We start from the raw sequence: 16,205 nt of genomic DNA, 5'->3' as shown, positions 1-16,205 counted from the left end.
TTGATCAATCCTGTTCCACTATGTTTAAACCAAAATGCTGGTAAGCTCTTGTTGTGGCTATTCTACCTCTTGGTGTGCGCATAAGGAATCCTTGTTGTATTAAAAATGGCTCCAAAACGTCTTCAATTGTGCCTTTTTCCTCACCGATTGCAGCTGCAATACTATCCACACCTACAGGACCTCCATTAAATTGTTCAATTACGGATAACAGTAATTTTCTATCCATGAGATCGAAACCATGTTTGTCTACATCCAACATTTTTAGAGCTTTTTGTGCAATATCAATGTTAATAATACCGCCACCTTTAACTTCCGCATAATCCCTGACACGTCGTAATAATCGATTTGCAATCCGTGGTGTGCCTCGTGAGCGTAATGCAATTTCTCTCGCTCCTTCGGGTTTAGTTTTTACATTTAGTAATTGTGCTGACCGGGTAACAATTTGTGTTAAAGAATCAACAGAATAATATTCCAGACGCTGTACAATACCAAATCGATCTCGGAGAGGAGAAGTAAGTAATCCTGCTCGCGTCGTTGCTCCGATCAAGGTAAAAGGTGGTAATTCCAGTTTTATAGAACGTGCGGCAGGCCCCTCACCAATCATGATATCTAGTTTATAGTCTTCCATTGCTGGATAGAGTATTTCTTCTATTACAGGACTAAGCCTATGAATTTCATCAATGAAGAGCACATCATTTGCTTGCAGGTTAGTCAGTATTGCCGCAATGTCACCGGCTCGTTCAATCACAGGCCCCGATGTTTGACGTAAATTCACACCCATTTCGTGGGCAATGATATTGGCTAAAGTGGTTTTACCAAGACCAGGAGGACCAAAGATTAACACATGATCCAAAGCATCCTTTCGCTTTCTAGCTGCATCAATAAAAATTTGCATCTGCGAACTTACAGCATCTTGCCCGATATACTCACGAAGACTTAAAGGTCTAATGGCACGATCAATGGCCTCTTCCGAGGCAGTACTTTGAGTACTGATTAAGCGGTCACTTTCCAGCATAAAGTTCTTTTAAGAATTTAATAGAATGTAGCATTTTATCATATGTTTTTTGAATAGCAGCTTATTTGTTGAATATATGCAGATAAAATCTAAAATTCGATTATCCTTGTCGAATCATATCGTATCCGAGTCCCGGATAACACTACCTTTATCCGGGCGGCTTTAGTTAATTAAATACATGATATAAGGTTTCTCTGTTTTGAAGATCATTCGATTCAGATACTTTGGGAGGCAACTCAGAAGTTTGTGGGGACTTAAAAAATGAAATTATATTTTTTTCTCGTTTTAATTCGTCTTCAACAGGACTGTATGATTTAAAATCATCAATACAATTAAAAAAGTTAACTGCACAATAGATTGCAGCCATGCAAGAAATGGATATTACCGCTAAAGCAAAAAAAGGATTAACTGCTACCAATGGCGGCGCCATAAGAACACAATAAGAAAAAAATGAACCTGCTAGCAAAGCCCAACAAAGTAATTCTAATGAGGTGAGAATATTTTCTAAAACAATGTTTGACTTTCTTAAGGAAGTTATTTCATCCAGTTCTTTTAACACGGAATCAGGCTTCAACTTTCCATTTTTTATTCCTTCAAGACCAGCGGCCAGAAGCTCATACATTTCAATATGTTCTTTTTCAGTTTCTTCATCAATCGCGTCAAGATATAATTTGTGATAATAACTCTTAATTGCTTTTAATTGTCTTTCAATTTCTTCATTGAGTGTTACTCCATTAAATAGGTCATCAATTTGTTTATCGCAATCATTTAAACGTTTTCCCAATGAACCAGTCATAATTCATCCCTTAAGTTAATGAAGAAAAATAAAATCGGCTTGATTAGTAAATAATCAGAACGCTTTATATCATAATTAAAACGACTATTAAAGATGATGCAACTAATTGAAAATACAATTAAAGCTGAGATCCGCTTCCTCGAAAAACTAGCCAAATTTTAGATCTAAATTTAGAGTTAATTGCATATTTGAACTGATTAGGTTTGTTTCCTGTAAGGAAGAAACAGCGGGTTTAAAAAATGATACCAAACTTCGCTCCCGTTCATCCTCTTCAAGTAATCGAGTATATGATTTGAAATCGTTAGCACATTCAAAAAAATTATTTATTGATTTTATGATTAGCCCAGTTAAAATGATGGTTAAACATAATCCACAGATAGGGTTGGATACATTGACCGAAGTGGCTCCCAGTAAAAAAACGGGGGTGGAAATAGCCCAAAAAGTCATTTCCAATGCCTTGGCAATATTATAAAAGGCAATACCTAGCTTTCTATTAAATGTGATCTCTTGAATTTTGTGGAATGCTTGTTCTGAAGAAAGTTCACCGTTTTTTACTTTAGAGAGATGATCAACAAATAACTCATAACTTTCTACAATTGCTTTAGAACGCATAGTTGCTTTATCGAATGAAGCTTTATAATACGCATCAACCTCTTTTAATTGTTGAAGAATCCTTGCTTCATGTTCATCCTCTACATAAAACCGTAAAAGTTTATCTCGACAGTTCGCCAAACGTGTTTCCAGAGGATTAGGCATGAAGTTACTCTTTATAGTATTTAGAAAATAACTGATTATGAAACGATTCAAAAAGTGGGTTATATCATATTTGTGGAACGAAAAAAATGTTTATAAAACAAATTGATCCATTGATTCCATGATCAATTTTCGAGCTCTAAAAATACGAGATCGTACGGTTCCGATAGGACAATCCATTCTCTTCGCAATGTCTTCATAAGATTTGCCATCAAGGATATACATCCCATAACAAAGCCGTAGCTCTTCGGATAAAGTAGAAAGAATCAATTCCAATCGCTCCCCGAACTCAATATTCATTAACAAATATTCGGGAGAGAGCTCTACCCCTGGATAACAACTATCAGCATATTCTGCTTCAAGATCCAAGCGTAGATTGGTAGTTCTATAGTGATTTTTAATTGTATTTTGAGTAATTCGGTACAGCCACGTAGAAAACTGGCTTTTTTCTTTAAAATAATGTAAGTAGCGATAAACTTTAATTAATACTTCTTGTGCCAGATCACTAACATTTGCTCGATCTTGAATATGTAACTGAATAATTTGTTGTATTTTATTGTTATACCGCGATAACAACAGATTATAAGCTTCCATGTCTCCCTGTCTCGCCAAATTAATCAAGTCCTCATCACTATAAGAAGTTTCTTTACTCATCACTTCCTCATAATTCCATTATTTAAATGATTGGCCTTTATTTATACCATATGTACAATTATATACTATTTTGACTTATTTTGAGATGTAGGAAACGTAATTGATGATTTGTAATTTGATCAAGAAATAGAACGATCCGTTGTTTGTCTCTTGAATTTACAAATTCAATAAGCTGAAAAAATGGATTATGGATTAGGACTACGGCTTGAGTATATGATTGTTTATTACCCTGACGCATTTCCAAAATCCACTTATTTCCAATAAATTGAATTTTTTTAATAGATGAACACGGATTTTGATTTAGCAAATCAATGTTTATCAGAATTAAAATAAAACCAACCAAAATCAGTTTAATCAATACATATAGGGATGAAAAGAAAATTAAAAGAACTGTAATGAAATAAATTACTAAAACTAACCGTAAATAAATCTTTGACTTTCCTGGTTCAATTGTTATTTCGGATAAGGGTGACAATTTCGTTTAACTCTTTATCTTGTGGATCGTTATGCCCCATCAACCAAGCAAATAACTCAGGATCGGTACAACTTAATAATGAACTAAAAGCAGCAAGTTCTTGTATCGATAAATGATCCACTTGTTGCTCAAGAAACCGTTGTAAAATAAGGTCTAACTCCAGCATTCCTCGGCGGCAGTGCCATGCGAGTTTTGCTTTTTCCTTCACATCCAACATGGTTAATCTCTTTGTGATCTTATAACGGACAAATGATACACTACTGTCTATATAAACGGAAATCCTTAAGTTTCTCTTTAAAACCATATTATGGGGAGTTTAAAAATCAGATAAACTCTACAAAATTTACTCCAACAGTTACTTGAACAATAACTGTTTTTATTTAGGTTAGAACGATGAGCACGACTTTTACCCATTTAATTAATAATAGAATCTTAAACACCTTTAAACCCTTAGAAGATGAGTTAGAGCTATCACCTGAAAAAAATTATTTATTTGATTTATCTTATTTATGTGCCATTGATGTTGAAGGGAGTAAAGCCATTGATTTTCTTCAAGGCCAATTAACCAGCGATATAGGCTCCGTATCCGATATACAAATGATTCAAAGCGCCCAGTGTAATCTTAAAGGGCGAATTCTCGCCTTAATGGATATTATTAACTGGCACGGCATTAAGTTAATACTTCCTAAAGATTTACAAGAAGCGACGCTTCATTCATTGAATAAATATGCTCTTTTATCTCGTGTTAATCTTAAATCAAACACCCAATTTAAGATTTTTGGATTTTATTTACAAAATCAAGAAGATATTATCCCTGATACAAAATTTTTTCCTAACGCACTTTATGCACAATCTTACACTGCACACTCATGCTTTTATCACCTAGGAAATGGATTTTATATTTTTTTAGTACTTAATGAGAATGCATTGGAGATTCAAGATCGTTTTTTAAAAAAAGACCAGTATCTTGGCTCATTAACCTGGCATACTTTAAGGCTATCTCAGCAGCAAGTAGAGATTTATCCCGAATCTCGAGGTTTGTTTTTACCACATAGGCTCGATTTACAAAAAACCCCGTACATTAATTTCAATAAAGGCTGTTATAAAGGCCAAGAAATTATTGCGCGTATGCATTATAAAGCGACCTTAAAACATCAAATGAGCGTCCATGAAATTAAAACGCATCATAGTCTCTATGCTGGTCAAAAACTCTTGGAACAACCTCAGGGAACAGAAATGGGGGAGTTGGTTGATTTTTCTATACTGGGGTCTGGGCATTATATAATTGCAGTCAGTATATTGAAAGAATCCGGTCAAATTGTATTTCTTGATGGGCATAATCAACCTATAGAGTTGACCGAGGTCTCTATCAAATTATCCAACCCATTAATTTATAAATGAACTCTGAAGATATGCTGTTATTAAACCCATGATACGCCAGATCAATCTGAGCTCGTTTCAGGAAACCCAGGCTGCTGCTGGCAATCAATAAAATCTAATAATGTTGCCCGAGCTGGCTACTGCCAGCTCTTAAGCTAGGCCTCCTGCTCAGCTAACTCGTAGGATTGAAAAGTACTTTGAGTCAGATCGAGTAGCTCTCTAATTGCAACGAAGAACATCGTATAGTTTAGAACTGAGCTTGCTTTCAGATCCGCTAAAATAAAGCGCCAACGTTGAATTAGTGTCCGATGCGACTCTCCCCATGAAGCAAGACGAGCCTGCAGATCTGGGTTACCACCATCATAGTTAATCAGTCCCGCAGTGAGTTGACGTTGTTGCCAATCCAAATCATCTCTTAATGCTTCTCGAGACAATGACTCCCAGTGATTTTCACTTGGATGCATAATAATTTGCTTTCTTATCCAAGCAAGATCCAAGAATTCACCGACTCCCAAATAAATTTCAGCAACCTGGGCTACTTTCATATCTCTCTTATCAGCGATATCTATGATGTCTGTTGCAGCAAATAAACCGCGAGTGACGGTTAAATCATGCGCGAGAGTTGGTGGAATACCTTCCTCAATAAGCGCTTGATAATCTTCATTGTATTTGACTCTTCGCTCTTCACTTAAGATTGCTGGTATGGACCTCTTCAATTCGACAATCCCATGTGCATAGAGTTTTACAACTTCAGAAATATCCAAAGACCTACGCTGACTACGCAAGAACCAACGTGTAATGCGACGGGCCAATCTAGCATAAAGCATCATCATTTCTATTTGTTTTTGAGCACTGATCTGCGTACCCAACTCCTCTATTTGTTTCCAAACAGATTCAAGATTAAGCACAGAGCGAGTAATGACATAAGCTCTTACGATTGCTGAAACAGGAGCACCCGTTTCATCTTGTAATCTGTACATGTAAGTAAAGCCCATCTCATTTACGATAATATTGCTTAACTTAGTAGCTATAATCTCTCTTCTTAAGGGATGCGATTGCATTTGTTTGCTAAATCGCTCTTGTAAAGGCTTGGGAAAGGAACTAATTAAAAATTGCGTCATATATGCTTCTTCAGGAACACCGGAGGCCAGAATTTGTTCCTTAAGAATCATTTTACTGTAACACATTAATACGGCAATACATGGACGCATCAGCCCTTTGCCCATCAATTTGCGTTCCATAATAATCTTATCGTCGGGCAAGTATTCCAGATTACGATCGATTTTTCCGGTTCGTTCCAGTTCACTGATGTAACGACTTTGGAGATCCAATGCCTGAAGAGGTTGTGAAGCAGATAAACTAATGGCACGGGTTTGCAAAAAGTTGTCACGAAGTACTAGTTTACTTACTTCATCAGTCATTTCCATTAACAACTCATTACGTTGTTTTGGAGTTAAATCACCGACTGCAACAATACTATTGAGCAAAATCTTAATATTAACTTCTTTGTCAGAACAATTAACACCACCAGAATTATCAATGAAGTCGGTATAAACCATACCCCCATTGAGTGAGTATTCAACGCGTGCCAATTGGGTTAATCCTAAGTTGCCGCCCTCACCCACAACTTTACAACGTAATTGTTTGGCATTAATCCGGGTTGTATCGTTGGTTCGATCCCCAACATTTGAATTTGACTCCGTACTCGCTTTAACATAAGTACCAATTCCAGCACTCCAAAGTAAATCAACCTTGGCTCTTAAAATTGCTTTAATTAACTCATTTGGTTCAATTTCAGTTTGTTTAATTCCGAAAACAGCTTGCATTTCCTTACTAACAGGTATGGATTTGGCATTACGATTGAATACCCCGCCTCCCTTGGAAATAAGCTTTTTATCATAGTCTGTCCAATTTGAACGTGGTAAATGGAATAGGCGTTCACGCTCTTTGAAACTGGCCTCTGCGTCAGGATCCGGATCAACAAAAATGTGAATATGATTGAATGCACCTACTAACTTAATATGTTTGGATAACAACATACCGTTACCAAAAACATCTCCAGCCATATCGCCAATACCAACCACAGTAAAATCGTTATTTTCAATATCTATATTCAATTCATAGAAATGCCGTTTCACTGACTCCCATGCACCTTTAGCCGTAATTCCCATTTTCTTATGGTCGTAACCTATTGAGCCACCTGATGCAAAAGCATCACCCAACCAAAAGCCGTACTCTAAAGAAATAGCATTAGCTAGGTCAGAGAAAGTTGCTGTACCTTTATCTGCAGCAACCACCAGGTAAGGATCATCTTCATCATAGCAGACGACATTCGCAGGTTTAACTACCTTTCCTTCAACGTAATTATCTGTAATATCGAGAAGACCACGAATAAATAATTGATAGCAACCGATTCCTTCGGCCATTATTTCTTCACGAGTGCCGTTTACAGGTAAAAACTTAGGAACGAACCCACCTTTGGCACCACTAGGCACAATTACTGAGTTTTTCACTTGCTGCGCTTTCATCAAGCCAAGTATTTCCGTACGAAAATCTTCTCTTCGATCAGACCAACGTAAGCCTCCGCGAGCAACTTTGCCCCCTCGCAAATGTACCCCTTCAAAACGTGGAGAATAAACAAAGATTTCAAACATAGGATGTGGTTTTGGAACACCAGGAATGATCTTACTGTTTAGTTTTAGCGAAATATAAGGTTTATGGTGTCCATCTTGATTTAATTGATAAAAATTAGTACGTAATGTAGCACTAATCGCATGAATATACTGTCTGATTATTTTATCTTCATCAAGATTCGATACCGTATCCAGATCATTTAATATTTCAATGGACAAATCAGCAAAACGGTCTTCTCTATTTGGATCATCGGCAGGATTGCAACGAATTTCAAATAATTTTACTAACTTTTTAGCGATGGCGACATTATTATTTAATGCCATTTCCATATAGTCTTGACTAAAAGTAATACCAATTTGTTTGAAATATTTGGCATAGGTACGTAGTACTGCTACTTCGCGCCAATTTAGCCCTGCCGCTAAAACTAACTGATTAAAACCGTCATTATCCGCTTGACCAAACCACACTTTGGCAAAAGCATTCTGGAACAATTCCTTTATCTCATCCAGATCAAACTCAATCGGTTTATTATATTGCATGGCAAAATCATTAATCCAAGCTACTTTTCCATCCTCAAACTTCAATGGGTAAGGACGCTCACTTATTGCGCGTAAACCTAGTTTTTCTAATATGGGTAAAACATCAGATAAAGGGATCGTAGTATCATGTTGATACACTTTTAATCTAAAACTATTTTCTGTCTCATCCAATGGTTTGTAAAAATTAATGCCCAAGGGTTGTTCAGGTGTAAGTAATTCAATATGTTTAATATCATAAACTGCGGTTCTAGCAGGAAACGTATCCGTATAAGCAAGAGGAAATGCGGTTTTATAACGCCCAAAAAGGCTATTTGCTTGTTCCTCTCCATATGCCTCATATAAATGGGTTTGTAAATCGTCAGTCCATGAACGCCCTGCTTCAATTAATTTTCTTTCAATATCTTTTAAATCATATTCAAGGGGTATATCCGGATTAATTTTAATAATAAAATGTACCCGTGCTAAAACAGACTCGGTAAATTGAGTTGAATAGGTAGTCTCAACAGAATTAAAACTTTCATCAAGAATTTTTTTCATTGCCATTCTTAATTCGGTATTAATCCTATCTTTAGGAACATAGACCAGACAAGAAACAAAACGACGATAAACGTCCACTCGCGCGAATAATCGAATACGTTTTCTGTCTTGCATGTAAAAGATACCCATTGCAATTTCTAGAAGTTCTTCTTCTGTTCCCTGAATCAAATCATCCCGGGGTAACGTTTCTAGAATATTCAATAATATTTTACCCGCATGACTGCGTGGGTTTAATTTGGAATTTTCCATAATGAGCGCAACCTTACGTCTCAAGAATGGAATTTGTTTGGGGTTAGTATGATAGGCAGCAGAAGTATAAAGACCAATAATTCTTCTTTCTCCAATCACATTTCCTTGGGCGTTAAATCGTTTTATTCCTATATAATCAGTATAAGCATCACGGTGAACACTGGCTAACGTATTTGTTTTCGAAGTAACTAATATGCGTGGGGATAAGGTAAATTCGCGTGCTTCAGGTGTCATTGCGGAAATACTACGTGTCATCGATTTAGAAACATTTTCACGCAAAAGGCCTAATCCTGTATTAGGTACTGCTTGTAAAATGGTTTCTTTACCTTTTTGTGCTAACTCGTAATCTCTCATTCCTAAAAAAGTAAAATGATGATCTTCTATCCAGTGTAAAAATGCTTTTGTTTCTTCCACCTCATCTAAATCGAGTACAGAAGATACTTTATCGATCTCGGAAATTGCTTCTCGAACTGCAGCACGCATTTTTTCCCAATCTTCAAAAACAACTCGGTTGTCTTCAAGAGCGCGTTCGCATCCCTTGTGCAACTCTTCAAGCATCTTGGGGTCAGTTTGGCGATCTATTTCGAGAAATATTGGCGCTTCATGGATTATGCCTTTCTCGTCTAATATTTGAGTACGAGGTAAGATTTCACAAACTCGATTCTTTTTATCTCTTTTAACCCGAATACCACCCATATGAATGGTTAAATGAGAGGACAATCCCATTCTATGAATTACCAAACGAATAGAGTCAACTAAAAATGGCATGTCATCACAAATAACTTCAATTACAGTATGGGTAGTTTGCCATCCATGACGTTCATAATCAGGATTATAGATTCTAATTTTCGTTTCATGTGGGGCACGTTCACTAATTAAAGACCAAAAATTTACTACAGCGCCATAAAGATCATCAATTGTCCATGAACTCAGGTCTTCCATTGCTACAGTACCATACAACTGCTTAGCAAATTCGGCGCAAAACTCGGTTTGATCACCTACCATAGAGTTTCTAATTTTATCTACAATGGCTTCAATTAATACATCTTTACCCTCTTCAAATTTATAAGACATTGTTGTTTTACCTCGTCGATTTTGCCTCAGCCCTACAGCGAGAATTATTGTTTAAATAAAAATAACCAGCCACTCACACGGAGCCAATAAATCAATCGGCTCAATGAGAGTGGCCAAAAAATCATACTGTAGCCAACACTTTTAAGTAATGGCTGCAAACTTAATGTTATGAATCACTAATGGCTATGGTTTTTGTGTTAACAAACTCTAATATACCTTCTCTTGATAACTCACGGCCAAAGCCTGATTCTTTTATTCCACCAAATGGTAATCTAGGATCAGAAGCCACAAAAGCATTAACGAAACAAGCGCCAGCTTCTATTTCATAAGTAGCTATGTGCTCTCCCCTTTCTAAATTGCGAGTAAACACTGCAGCACCTAAACCATATTGGCTTTGATTGGCGTATTCAATGGCTTCTTTTTCATTATTGACTGTTATAATAGCAATAACAGGTCCAAATAACTCCTCATCAAAAGCTGGCATGCCAGGTGTCACATTAGTCAACAAAGTTGGTGGATAATAAAAACCTTTTCCTTCCGGAATTATACCACCTAGCAATAATTTAGCACCTTGTTTTACTGATTTTTCTACTTGAATATGCAAGTTTTCGCGCAAGTCTGAACGCGCTAATGGCCCAAGCTTGGTTTCAGAATTGAGTGGATCCCCCATTTTAAATGTTGAAATGTGCTCAATTATTTTCTGTACCAACTCTTCTTCGACAGATTTTAAAACAATGATCCGCTTAGCAGCAATACAAACTTGACCTGAATTGCTAAGTCTTGAATTAACAATACAACGGGCAGCCAGATCTAGATCAGCATCTTCAAGAACAATATAAGGATCGCTTCCACCAAGCTCTAACACGGCTTTTTTTAAAAATTTTCCTGCGTGACTTGCAACCGCACTTCCCGCACGCCCACTTCCTGTTAGCGTAACAGCAATAACTGCAGGATGTTCTATAATTTTAGCGGCTCCATCATTATCGACAATTAAATGTTGAAAAACATATTCAGGAAATCCAGCTTCCAGAAAGAGCTCCTCTATTTTATTCCCAGTTCCTGACGAGATAGGAGCATGCTTCAATACTGCAACATTACCAGCCATAAGTGTTGGTACAGCAAAGCGAAACACCTGCCAAAATGGGAAGTTCCAAGGCATAATGGCAAAAACCACCCCAAGTGGTAAATGACATACTTTTGATTTTTTCATATCCGTTTGGACCACTTTCTCAGCAAGGTATTCTTCAGCATGTTCAGCATAATGCTCACATAACCAAGCGCACTTATTAATTTCAGCGATTCCAGCGGTTATTGGTTTACCCATTTCAACTGACATTAAATGTGCCAACTCTTCTGTTTTAGATTTTAACAATTGCGCGAGCCGCAGCATTAAAGCTTTTCTTTTAGAAAACGATGTTTTTTTCCACTCCAGATACGCCTCATGTGCTTTGTTAAGTTTTTCGGTAACTTCCTGCTCACTTAAGCAGTTATAGCTTTGTAGTGTTTGTTCAGTTGCGGGATTTACTGTTTGAATTATCATGATGTCTCCATACAAATAAAGTATATTTCATTAAAGTTATCAACTCTCCTTGCGTACTACTTTTGATTATTGATACTATTTTTATATTTCTAGCTTTTCAAAAAAGCAACAGTAGTTTAAAGCAATATATTAATACAATTAATAAATATTTTAGAAATCCATAATTAAACCCGCTTTAAGCAATGGTTTTCTATTAACACTAGGATAATTAATGAACTTAAGCAAACAGCAATTCCATCCCTTACAGTACGTAGCGGCTTGGTCAGTGCATATCTTTACTGCAAGTGCAGCCTGTATTGGTGTCTTTTCATTAGTAAAGATGTATCAGCATGAATATATTTTTGCTTTATGGCTAATGCTTATCACGGTGGTTATCGATGCAGTTGATGGAAGTCTTGCTCGGTTAGTTAATATTAAAGAAATTTTACCTAAAATTGATGGTGCATTACTGGATAATATTGTTGATTATCTAAATTATGTTATTACTCCCTGCTTTTTCTTGCTCGTCAAGCCCGGGATGCTTCCATCTAGTTATTCGGTTTTCATAATCGCAGCGGTATCCATTACTTCGGCTTATCAATTTTGTCAATCTGATGCAAAAACTCCAGATCATTTTTTTAAAGGATTTCCTTGTTACTGGAATATTACTATTTTATACATGTTTATTTTTAATACCTCCGCCCTCACAAATGCAATTATATTGACTATACTTTCTATTCTTATTTTTGTACCTGTAAAATACGTATACCCTTCAAGACTGGACTATTTAACAGACTCCAAAATATTAAAAGTACTTATGCATGTGTGTTCTATTACTTATGCGATTAGTTCAATTTGTTTGCTCATTAGTTACCCTAATACTAATGTGATTTGCCTTACACTTTCCCTAGCTTATGTTGGAATGTATGTATTTTTAAGTTTTTACAGAACTTACTATCCTATGATTAAGGCAAAAATTGCGGCACAAAAAGAATAGATTCTTTTATACGGGATAGACTTTGTATTTTTTATGATTAAAATAACCCACAAAGTTTACTTACTGAGGTATTTTATGTCTGTGTTTCATCAAATTAACAAATCGATTATTTTATCTGCTGTTCTAATTAGCGCAGCACAAGCTCAAGTTGCAAGTCCATTCCCAAGAGGATGTGAAGTTACAGGTTTCGGTTATAGTCAAAATTATTTGATTTTAAATGAAACAGGAAACCAGTCTTATTATCTAATACAAAATCACTCTGATTCCAAAATTGAAATGGAGCGCGTAAATAGTGAAGAAGCATTTATGAGTCCTCCTTTACATGCTACATTAGATCCAATGAATTGGGGCGCCTTTGCTTCTGATGTCAGAAACCTAAATTTCAAATGTTATAAACGCGTTGAGGAACAAACTACACTTGTTGACTGTCGTAATGTATTAGAAGTATGTCAGTATCCAAGAGTTAAGTTCGCTCTAAGTAACATGGGAAATTATTGGATTTCATATAACAAATCCCAAGGTGCAATTATTCAAGAATCGGTGGCTAAAGGGATTTACTTAAAATGGTGATACGTGGCTAAAGAAATATTTCTTTTTTTGGGATGCATTGGCTCACTTATTATATTGAGTGGACTTTTGAAGTTTTTTGGAACAACTACCCCTCAACTTCATTCTCAACTTTATTATTTCATTGGCGGTGTTGCTTTACTTTTAACCGCCATTTATTTTAGATTGCTTTTTTTTATAGCTCTGCAATTAATACTTATTGCTGGGCACGCTGCAATTTTATTAGGTAGTGGGCCTTATACTCAGTTTTTCTTACCAATATTAATGTGCTGTCAGCTCCTCACGTTCTATTTAATGTTTGGTAAGGAAAATAGTGTATTTTTAATACTTGGAGTTTTTGGCATAGCGTTGCTGTCTATGGGATTTGCATACAATGATAAATGGATATTTTTTTCAGGAAGTACATTTATTGCTATCTATGCTTACTATAGCGGGTATAAGGGATTATATCCTTCTTATGTGTGGGCAGTTTTAAATACAATAATTGCCTTGCTTGCTCTTTATCGAATACTTTTAGTATAAATTAGAACGGCTTAGGATAGCCTGGGGTGCGCAATAGCTCCCCAGGATGCACAGGACTTACTTAGCAGGGACGATCTCAACATGCAATTTAGCAATAACATCGCTGTGAACATGTACTTCAACAACAAAATTACCAATTGAGTGTAAAGGCCCTTCTGGCATAACAATTTCACGTTTAACTATATCGATACCTTTTTCTACTAAAGCATCTTTAATTTCATTTACACCCACGGACCCGTACAATTTTCCTTCGTCGCTCGCCATAGCGTTAATAACGACTGTTGTATCATTCAACTTAGCAGCACGTTGTTCGGCAACTGCCAAAGATTGTTGGGCTTTTTTCTCGAGCTCAACACGACGCTGTTCGAATAACTCAATATTTTTTGGTGTAGCAAAAACTGCTTTATTTTGTGGAATTAAGAAATTACGGCCATAACCAGATTTTACATTTACTTTATCACCCAGGTTACCTAAATTTCTCACTTTTTCTAATAAGATAACTTCCATCTTAATAACCCCTTAAATTGACTCGCCAACCCTTGTAGGGAAATACGATCTAAAATTAACTAAACTATCTAATAAACCAATAATGACGTAAGTGCATAATACCAAAGTTGGCTTCACTAATATGAACAACATTAATAAAATGAATATCTTTACTTGTCTCTTTTGAGAAAATATAAAATAAACCAATCCAAATCCCGAAGCCAAGAAATAGCAAAGCACAATGGGAAGCACATTCATAGCCAAAGGAATCTCATAAAAAGTTGCCAAAGAAACTCCCAATAAAACTAAAAATGAAAGTCTACCACTACGAAATACCATTAACTCATTCCTGAAACCACCAGGCAAAAATAATTTTGCTTGCATTGCTCGCGCAAACATCAAGGAAATTGTTGCGGATACAACCACACTAAGTATCTGAATTCCGAAGAATAATTGCGCCAAAATTACTGAGTTTATGCCATTAAGTGTTGAGTCAACTAGTTCCTGATATTGTGACAAATTTATTGTAAACACCTTAAACTGTTCGACAATAAAACCAGGCGCTAAGAGTTGAATAAGTAAACATCCCAAAAATGCCAGGATAAAAAACACTCCCGCAGTCACCTGCCATTTTTCAGTATTTCGCAAACCCAAGGCTGCGAAATAACATGGAAGATAAGCGATAAGAGTATTAATTAGTGCTCCGGACAACGGTATTAACATCATCAATGGAACAGAATGGATAACAAGTGCAGGCAATAACACATCAAAACCAGATCGCGCACCTTTTCTTAAGGTCACTAAACATACTAAAGCGACGGAAAGCCAAGATGCAAAAGGTAATACCGAAAAAATAGCAGCAAATATAATTGCTTGCTTCTTACTTTCAAGCATTAGCTTACAATGTTTTTCTATAAAATTGCCCGCACGCATCATTATTATTTATCTGTGACTATCACAATATGGCAACAGTCCAAGGAATCTGGCTTGCATAATTGCTCTAGCTAATTGTCTTTGAAAACGGGTTTGAGTACCGGTTATCCGACTTGGTACAATTTTACCAGTTTCAGAAATATAATTTTTCAGTAAATTGATATCTTTATAATCAATTTCATTACCGCCTTCGGCGCTGAAACGACACATTTTTTTTCTACGAAAATAAGCTGACATAATTAAGACTCCCCTTAAGCAGATCTGGTTTCTTTTTCTTTCTTCATCAAAACAGATTCAGTAGTGATCGCTTGTTTTTGACGAGTAATTAAATTTCTAATAATTGCATCATTAAATTTGAATGCATTTTTAATTTCTTCCAGAGCTTCAAGGCTACACTCAATATTCATAAGAATGTAATGCGCTTTATGAACATCACAAATTGGATAAGCTAACTGGCGACGACCCAAGTCTTCTTTACGATGGATGACCCCATTGTGCTTGCTTATGATCCCTTCATAGCGCTCTACCATTGCTGGTACTTGTTCGCTTTGATCCGGGTGCACAAGAAACATAATTTCATAATGTCTCATGATTTCTCCTTATGGATGAAAGCCTCCTGTTATTTAAAACAACAGTAAGGCAAGGTTTAAAAAAAGCTGCTAATTATAACCATATTAAGCGCATCATACAATTCTTAATCAATTAAAAATTATTAAATTAGGATGTTATACAGATAAAACGCTCTGTTTAAGAATTTTTTATGAATTTTATATTAATTTTTAGTGACAACTCTCTATGAATTGGGTTACCGTGCATACAATGTAAATGTCATTGATTAATAATCAACTTATTTGAAAGTAGAGGTTTTTAATGGATATAATTTCTCTTCAATTTGAAGAACCTTTAATGATTCATATTGGTGATACAGCAATTAAAATATTAGCTTTTAAAACACAAGAACATGGAAATATTAAATTTGGTGTTGATGCCCCCAGATCAGTTAATGTTCATAGAGAAGAAATTTTTCAGGCCATTAAACAAAAACAACTTTTAGAAACAGTTGACTAATTTTAAC

Annotated in this window: 17 protein-coding genes; 5 read left to right on the top strand and 12 right to left on the bottom strand. The window is 35.9% G+C overall.

Going from position 1 to position 16,205, the window contains the following annotated elements; translation table 11 throughout:
• Positions 1–4 precede the first annotated feature (4 nt).
• The 6 genes from ruvB to ACWTE2_RS17420 form a co-directional block, all read right to left on the bottom strand.
• Positions 5–1,015, bottom strand: coding sequence for a Holliday junction branch migration DNA helicase RuvB (gene ruvB, locus ACWTE2_RS17445; protein ID WP_182393531.1), 1,011 nt, complete (start codon positions 1,013–1,015; stop codon positions 5–7).
• Between the two features lie 166 nt (positions 1,016–1,181).
• Positions 1,182–1,811: a DUF5638 domain-containing protein gene (locus ACWTE2_RS17440; protein ID WP_454783654.1), complete on the bottom strand. Its 630-nt coding sequence runs from the start codon at positions 1,809–1,811 to the stop codon at positions 1,182–1,184.
• 147 nt (positions 1,812–1,958) lie between these two features.
• Complete coding sequence (locus ACWTE2_RS17435; protein WP_454783653.1) at positions 1,959–2,567, bottom strand: DUF5638 domain-containing protein; 609 nt, start codon at positions 2,565–2,567, stop codon at positions 1,959–1,961.
• Between the two features lie 90 nt (positions 2,568–2,657).
• Positions 2,658–3,218, bottom strand: a complete 561-nt coding sequence (locus tag ACWTE2_RS17430) for a sigma-70 family RNA polymerase sigma factor (RefSeq protein ID WP_454783652.1) — start codon at positions 3,216–3,218, stop codon at positions 2,658–2,660.
• A 58-nt stretch (positions 3,219–3,276) separates the two neighbouring features.
• Positions 3,277–3,456 carry a hypothetical protein gene (locus tag ACWTE2_RS17425; protein WP_454783651.1) on the bottom strand — a complete coding sequence of 60 codons (180 nt, stop codon included), beginning with the start codon at positions 3,454–3,456 and terminating at the stop codon, positions 3,277–3,279.
• Positions 3,457–3,664: 208 nt separating this feature from the next.
• Positions 3,665–3,910 (bottom strand): FAD assembly factor SdhE, encoded by a 246-nt coding sequence (locus ACWTE2_RS17420; protein WP_454783650.1) that lies wholly within the window; start codon positions 3,908–3,910, stop codon positions 3,665–3,667.
• Between the two features lie 176 nt (positions 3,911–4,086).
• Between ACWTE2_RS17420 and ygfZ the strand changes: the two genes are divergently transcribed.
• Complete coding sequence (gene ygfZ / locus ACWTE2_RS17415; protein ID WP_454783649.1) at positions 4,087–5,094, top strand: CAF17-like 4Fe-4S cluster assembly/insertion protein YgfZ; 1,008 nt, start codon at positions 4,087–4,089, stop codon at positions 5,092–5,094.
• 134 nt (positions 5,095–5,228) lie between these two features.
• Here the strand turns inward: ygfZ and ACWTE2_RS17410 are convergent, their stop codons facing one another.
• Both ACWTE2_RS17410 and ACWTE2_RS17405 read right to left on the bottom strand, forming a co-directional pair.
• Positions 5,229–10,106, bottom strand: a complete 4,878-nt coding sequence (locus ACWTE2_RS17410) for an NAD-glutamate dehydrogenase (protein WP_454783648.1) — start codon at positions 10,104–10,106, stop codon at positions 5,229–5,231.
• A gap of 166 nt (positions 10,107–10,272) precedes the next feature.
• Positions 10,273–11,646, bottom strand: a complete 1,374-nt coding sequence (locus ACWTE2_RS17405; RefSeq protein WP_454783647.1) for an NAD-dependent succinate-semialdehyde dehydrogenase — start codon at positions 11,644–11,646, stop codon at positions 10,273–10,275.
• Between the two features lie 211 nt (positions 11,647–11,857).
• On the opposite strand from ACWTE2_RS17405, the gene pcsA reads away from it, so the two are divergent.
• The 3 genes from pcsA to ACWTE2_RS17390 all read left to right on the top strand — a co-directional run bounded on the left by pcsA (position 11,858) and on the right by ACWTE2_RS17390 (position 13,711).
• Positions 11,858–12,622: a phosphatidylcholine synthase gene (gene pcsA / locus ACWTE2_RS17400; protein ID WP_454783646.1), complete on the top strand. Its 765-nt coding sequence runs from the start codon at positions 11,858–11,860 to the stop codon at positions 12,620–12,622.
• A gap of 75 nt (positions 12,623–12,697) precedes the next feature.
• Entirely contained in the window at positions 12,698–13,192 is a 495-nt protein-coding gene (locus ACWTE2_RS17395) for an enhanced entry protein EnhB (protein WP_454783645.1), read from the top strand.
• Positions 13,193–13,195: 3 nt separating this feature from the next.
• Positions 13,196–13,711, top strand: a complete 516-nt coding sequence (locus tag ACWTE2_RS17390) for a hypothetical protein (RefSeq protein ID WP_182393521.1) — start codon at positions 13,196–13,198, stop codon at positions 13,709–13,711.
• Between the two features lie 57 nt (positions 13,712–13,768).
• On the opposite strand, the gene rplI is transcribed toward ACWTE2_RS17390, so the two are convergent.
• Genes rplI through rpsF form a run of 4 tightly spaced genes read right to left on the bottom strand, consistent with a single transcriptional unit; the run spans position 13,769 to position 15,720 of the window.
• Positions 13,769–14,218, bottom strand: coding sequence for a 50S ribosomal protein L9 (gene rplI / locus ACWTE2_RS17385; RefSeq protein ID WP_182393520.1), 450 nt, complete (start codon positions 14,216–14,218; stop codon positions 13,769–13,771).
• Positions 14,219–14,230: 12 nt separating this feature from the next.
• The gene (locus ACWTE2_RS17380) at positions 14,231–15,133 is read right to left on the bottom strand and encodes a hypothetical protein (protein ID WP_182393519.1); all 903 of its coding nucleotides are present in this window, start codon (positions 15,131–15,133) and stop codon (positions 14,231–14,233) included.
• Positions 15,134–15,139: 6 nt separating this feature from the next.
• Positions 15,140–15,367 (bottom strand): 30S ribosomal protein S18, encoded by a 228-nt coding sequence (gene rpsR, locus ACWTE2_RS17375; protein WP_058469456.1) that lies wholly within the window; start codon positions 15,365–15,367, stop codon positions 15,140–15,142.
• A 14-nt stretch (positions 15,368–15,381) separates the two neighbouring features.
• Positions 15,382–15,720: a 30S ribosomal protein S6 gene (gene rpsF, locus ACWTE2_RS17370; RefSeq protein ID WP_058469455.1), complete on the bottom strand. Its 339-nt coding sequence runs from the start codon at positions 15,718–15,720 to the stop codon at positions 15,382–15,384.
• A 280-nt stretch (positions 15,721–16,000) separates the two neighbouring features.
• Here rpsF and ACWTE2_RS17365 point away from each other — a divergent pair, with 280 nt between their 5' ends.
• The gene (locus ACWTE2_RS17365) at positions 16,001–16,198 is read left to right on the top strand and encodes a carbon storage regulator (RefSeq protein WP_182393518.1); all 198 of its coding nucleotides are present in this window, start codon (positions 16,001–16,003) and stop codon (positions 16,196–16,198) included.
• Positions 16,199–16,205: the final 7 nt, after the last annotated feature.

This window comes from Legionella nigrisilvae, assembly GCF_977063395.2.
Note: the sequence above shows the minus strand (reverse complement) of the source record. Positions and strands in the feature narration are given on the sequence as shown.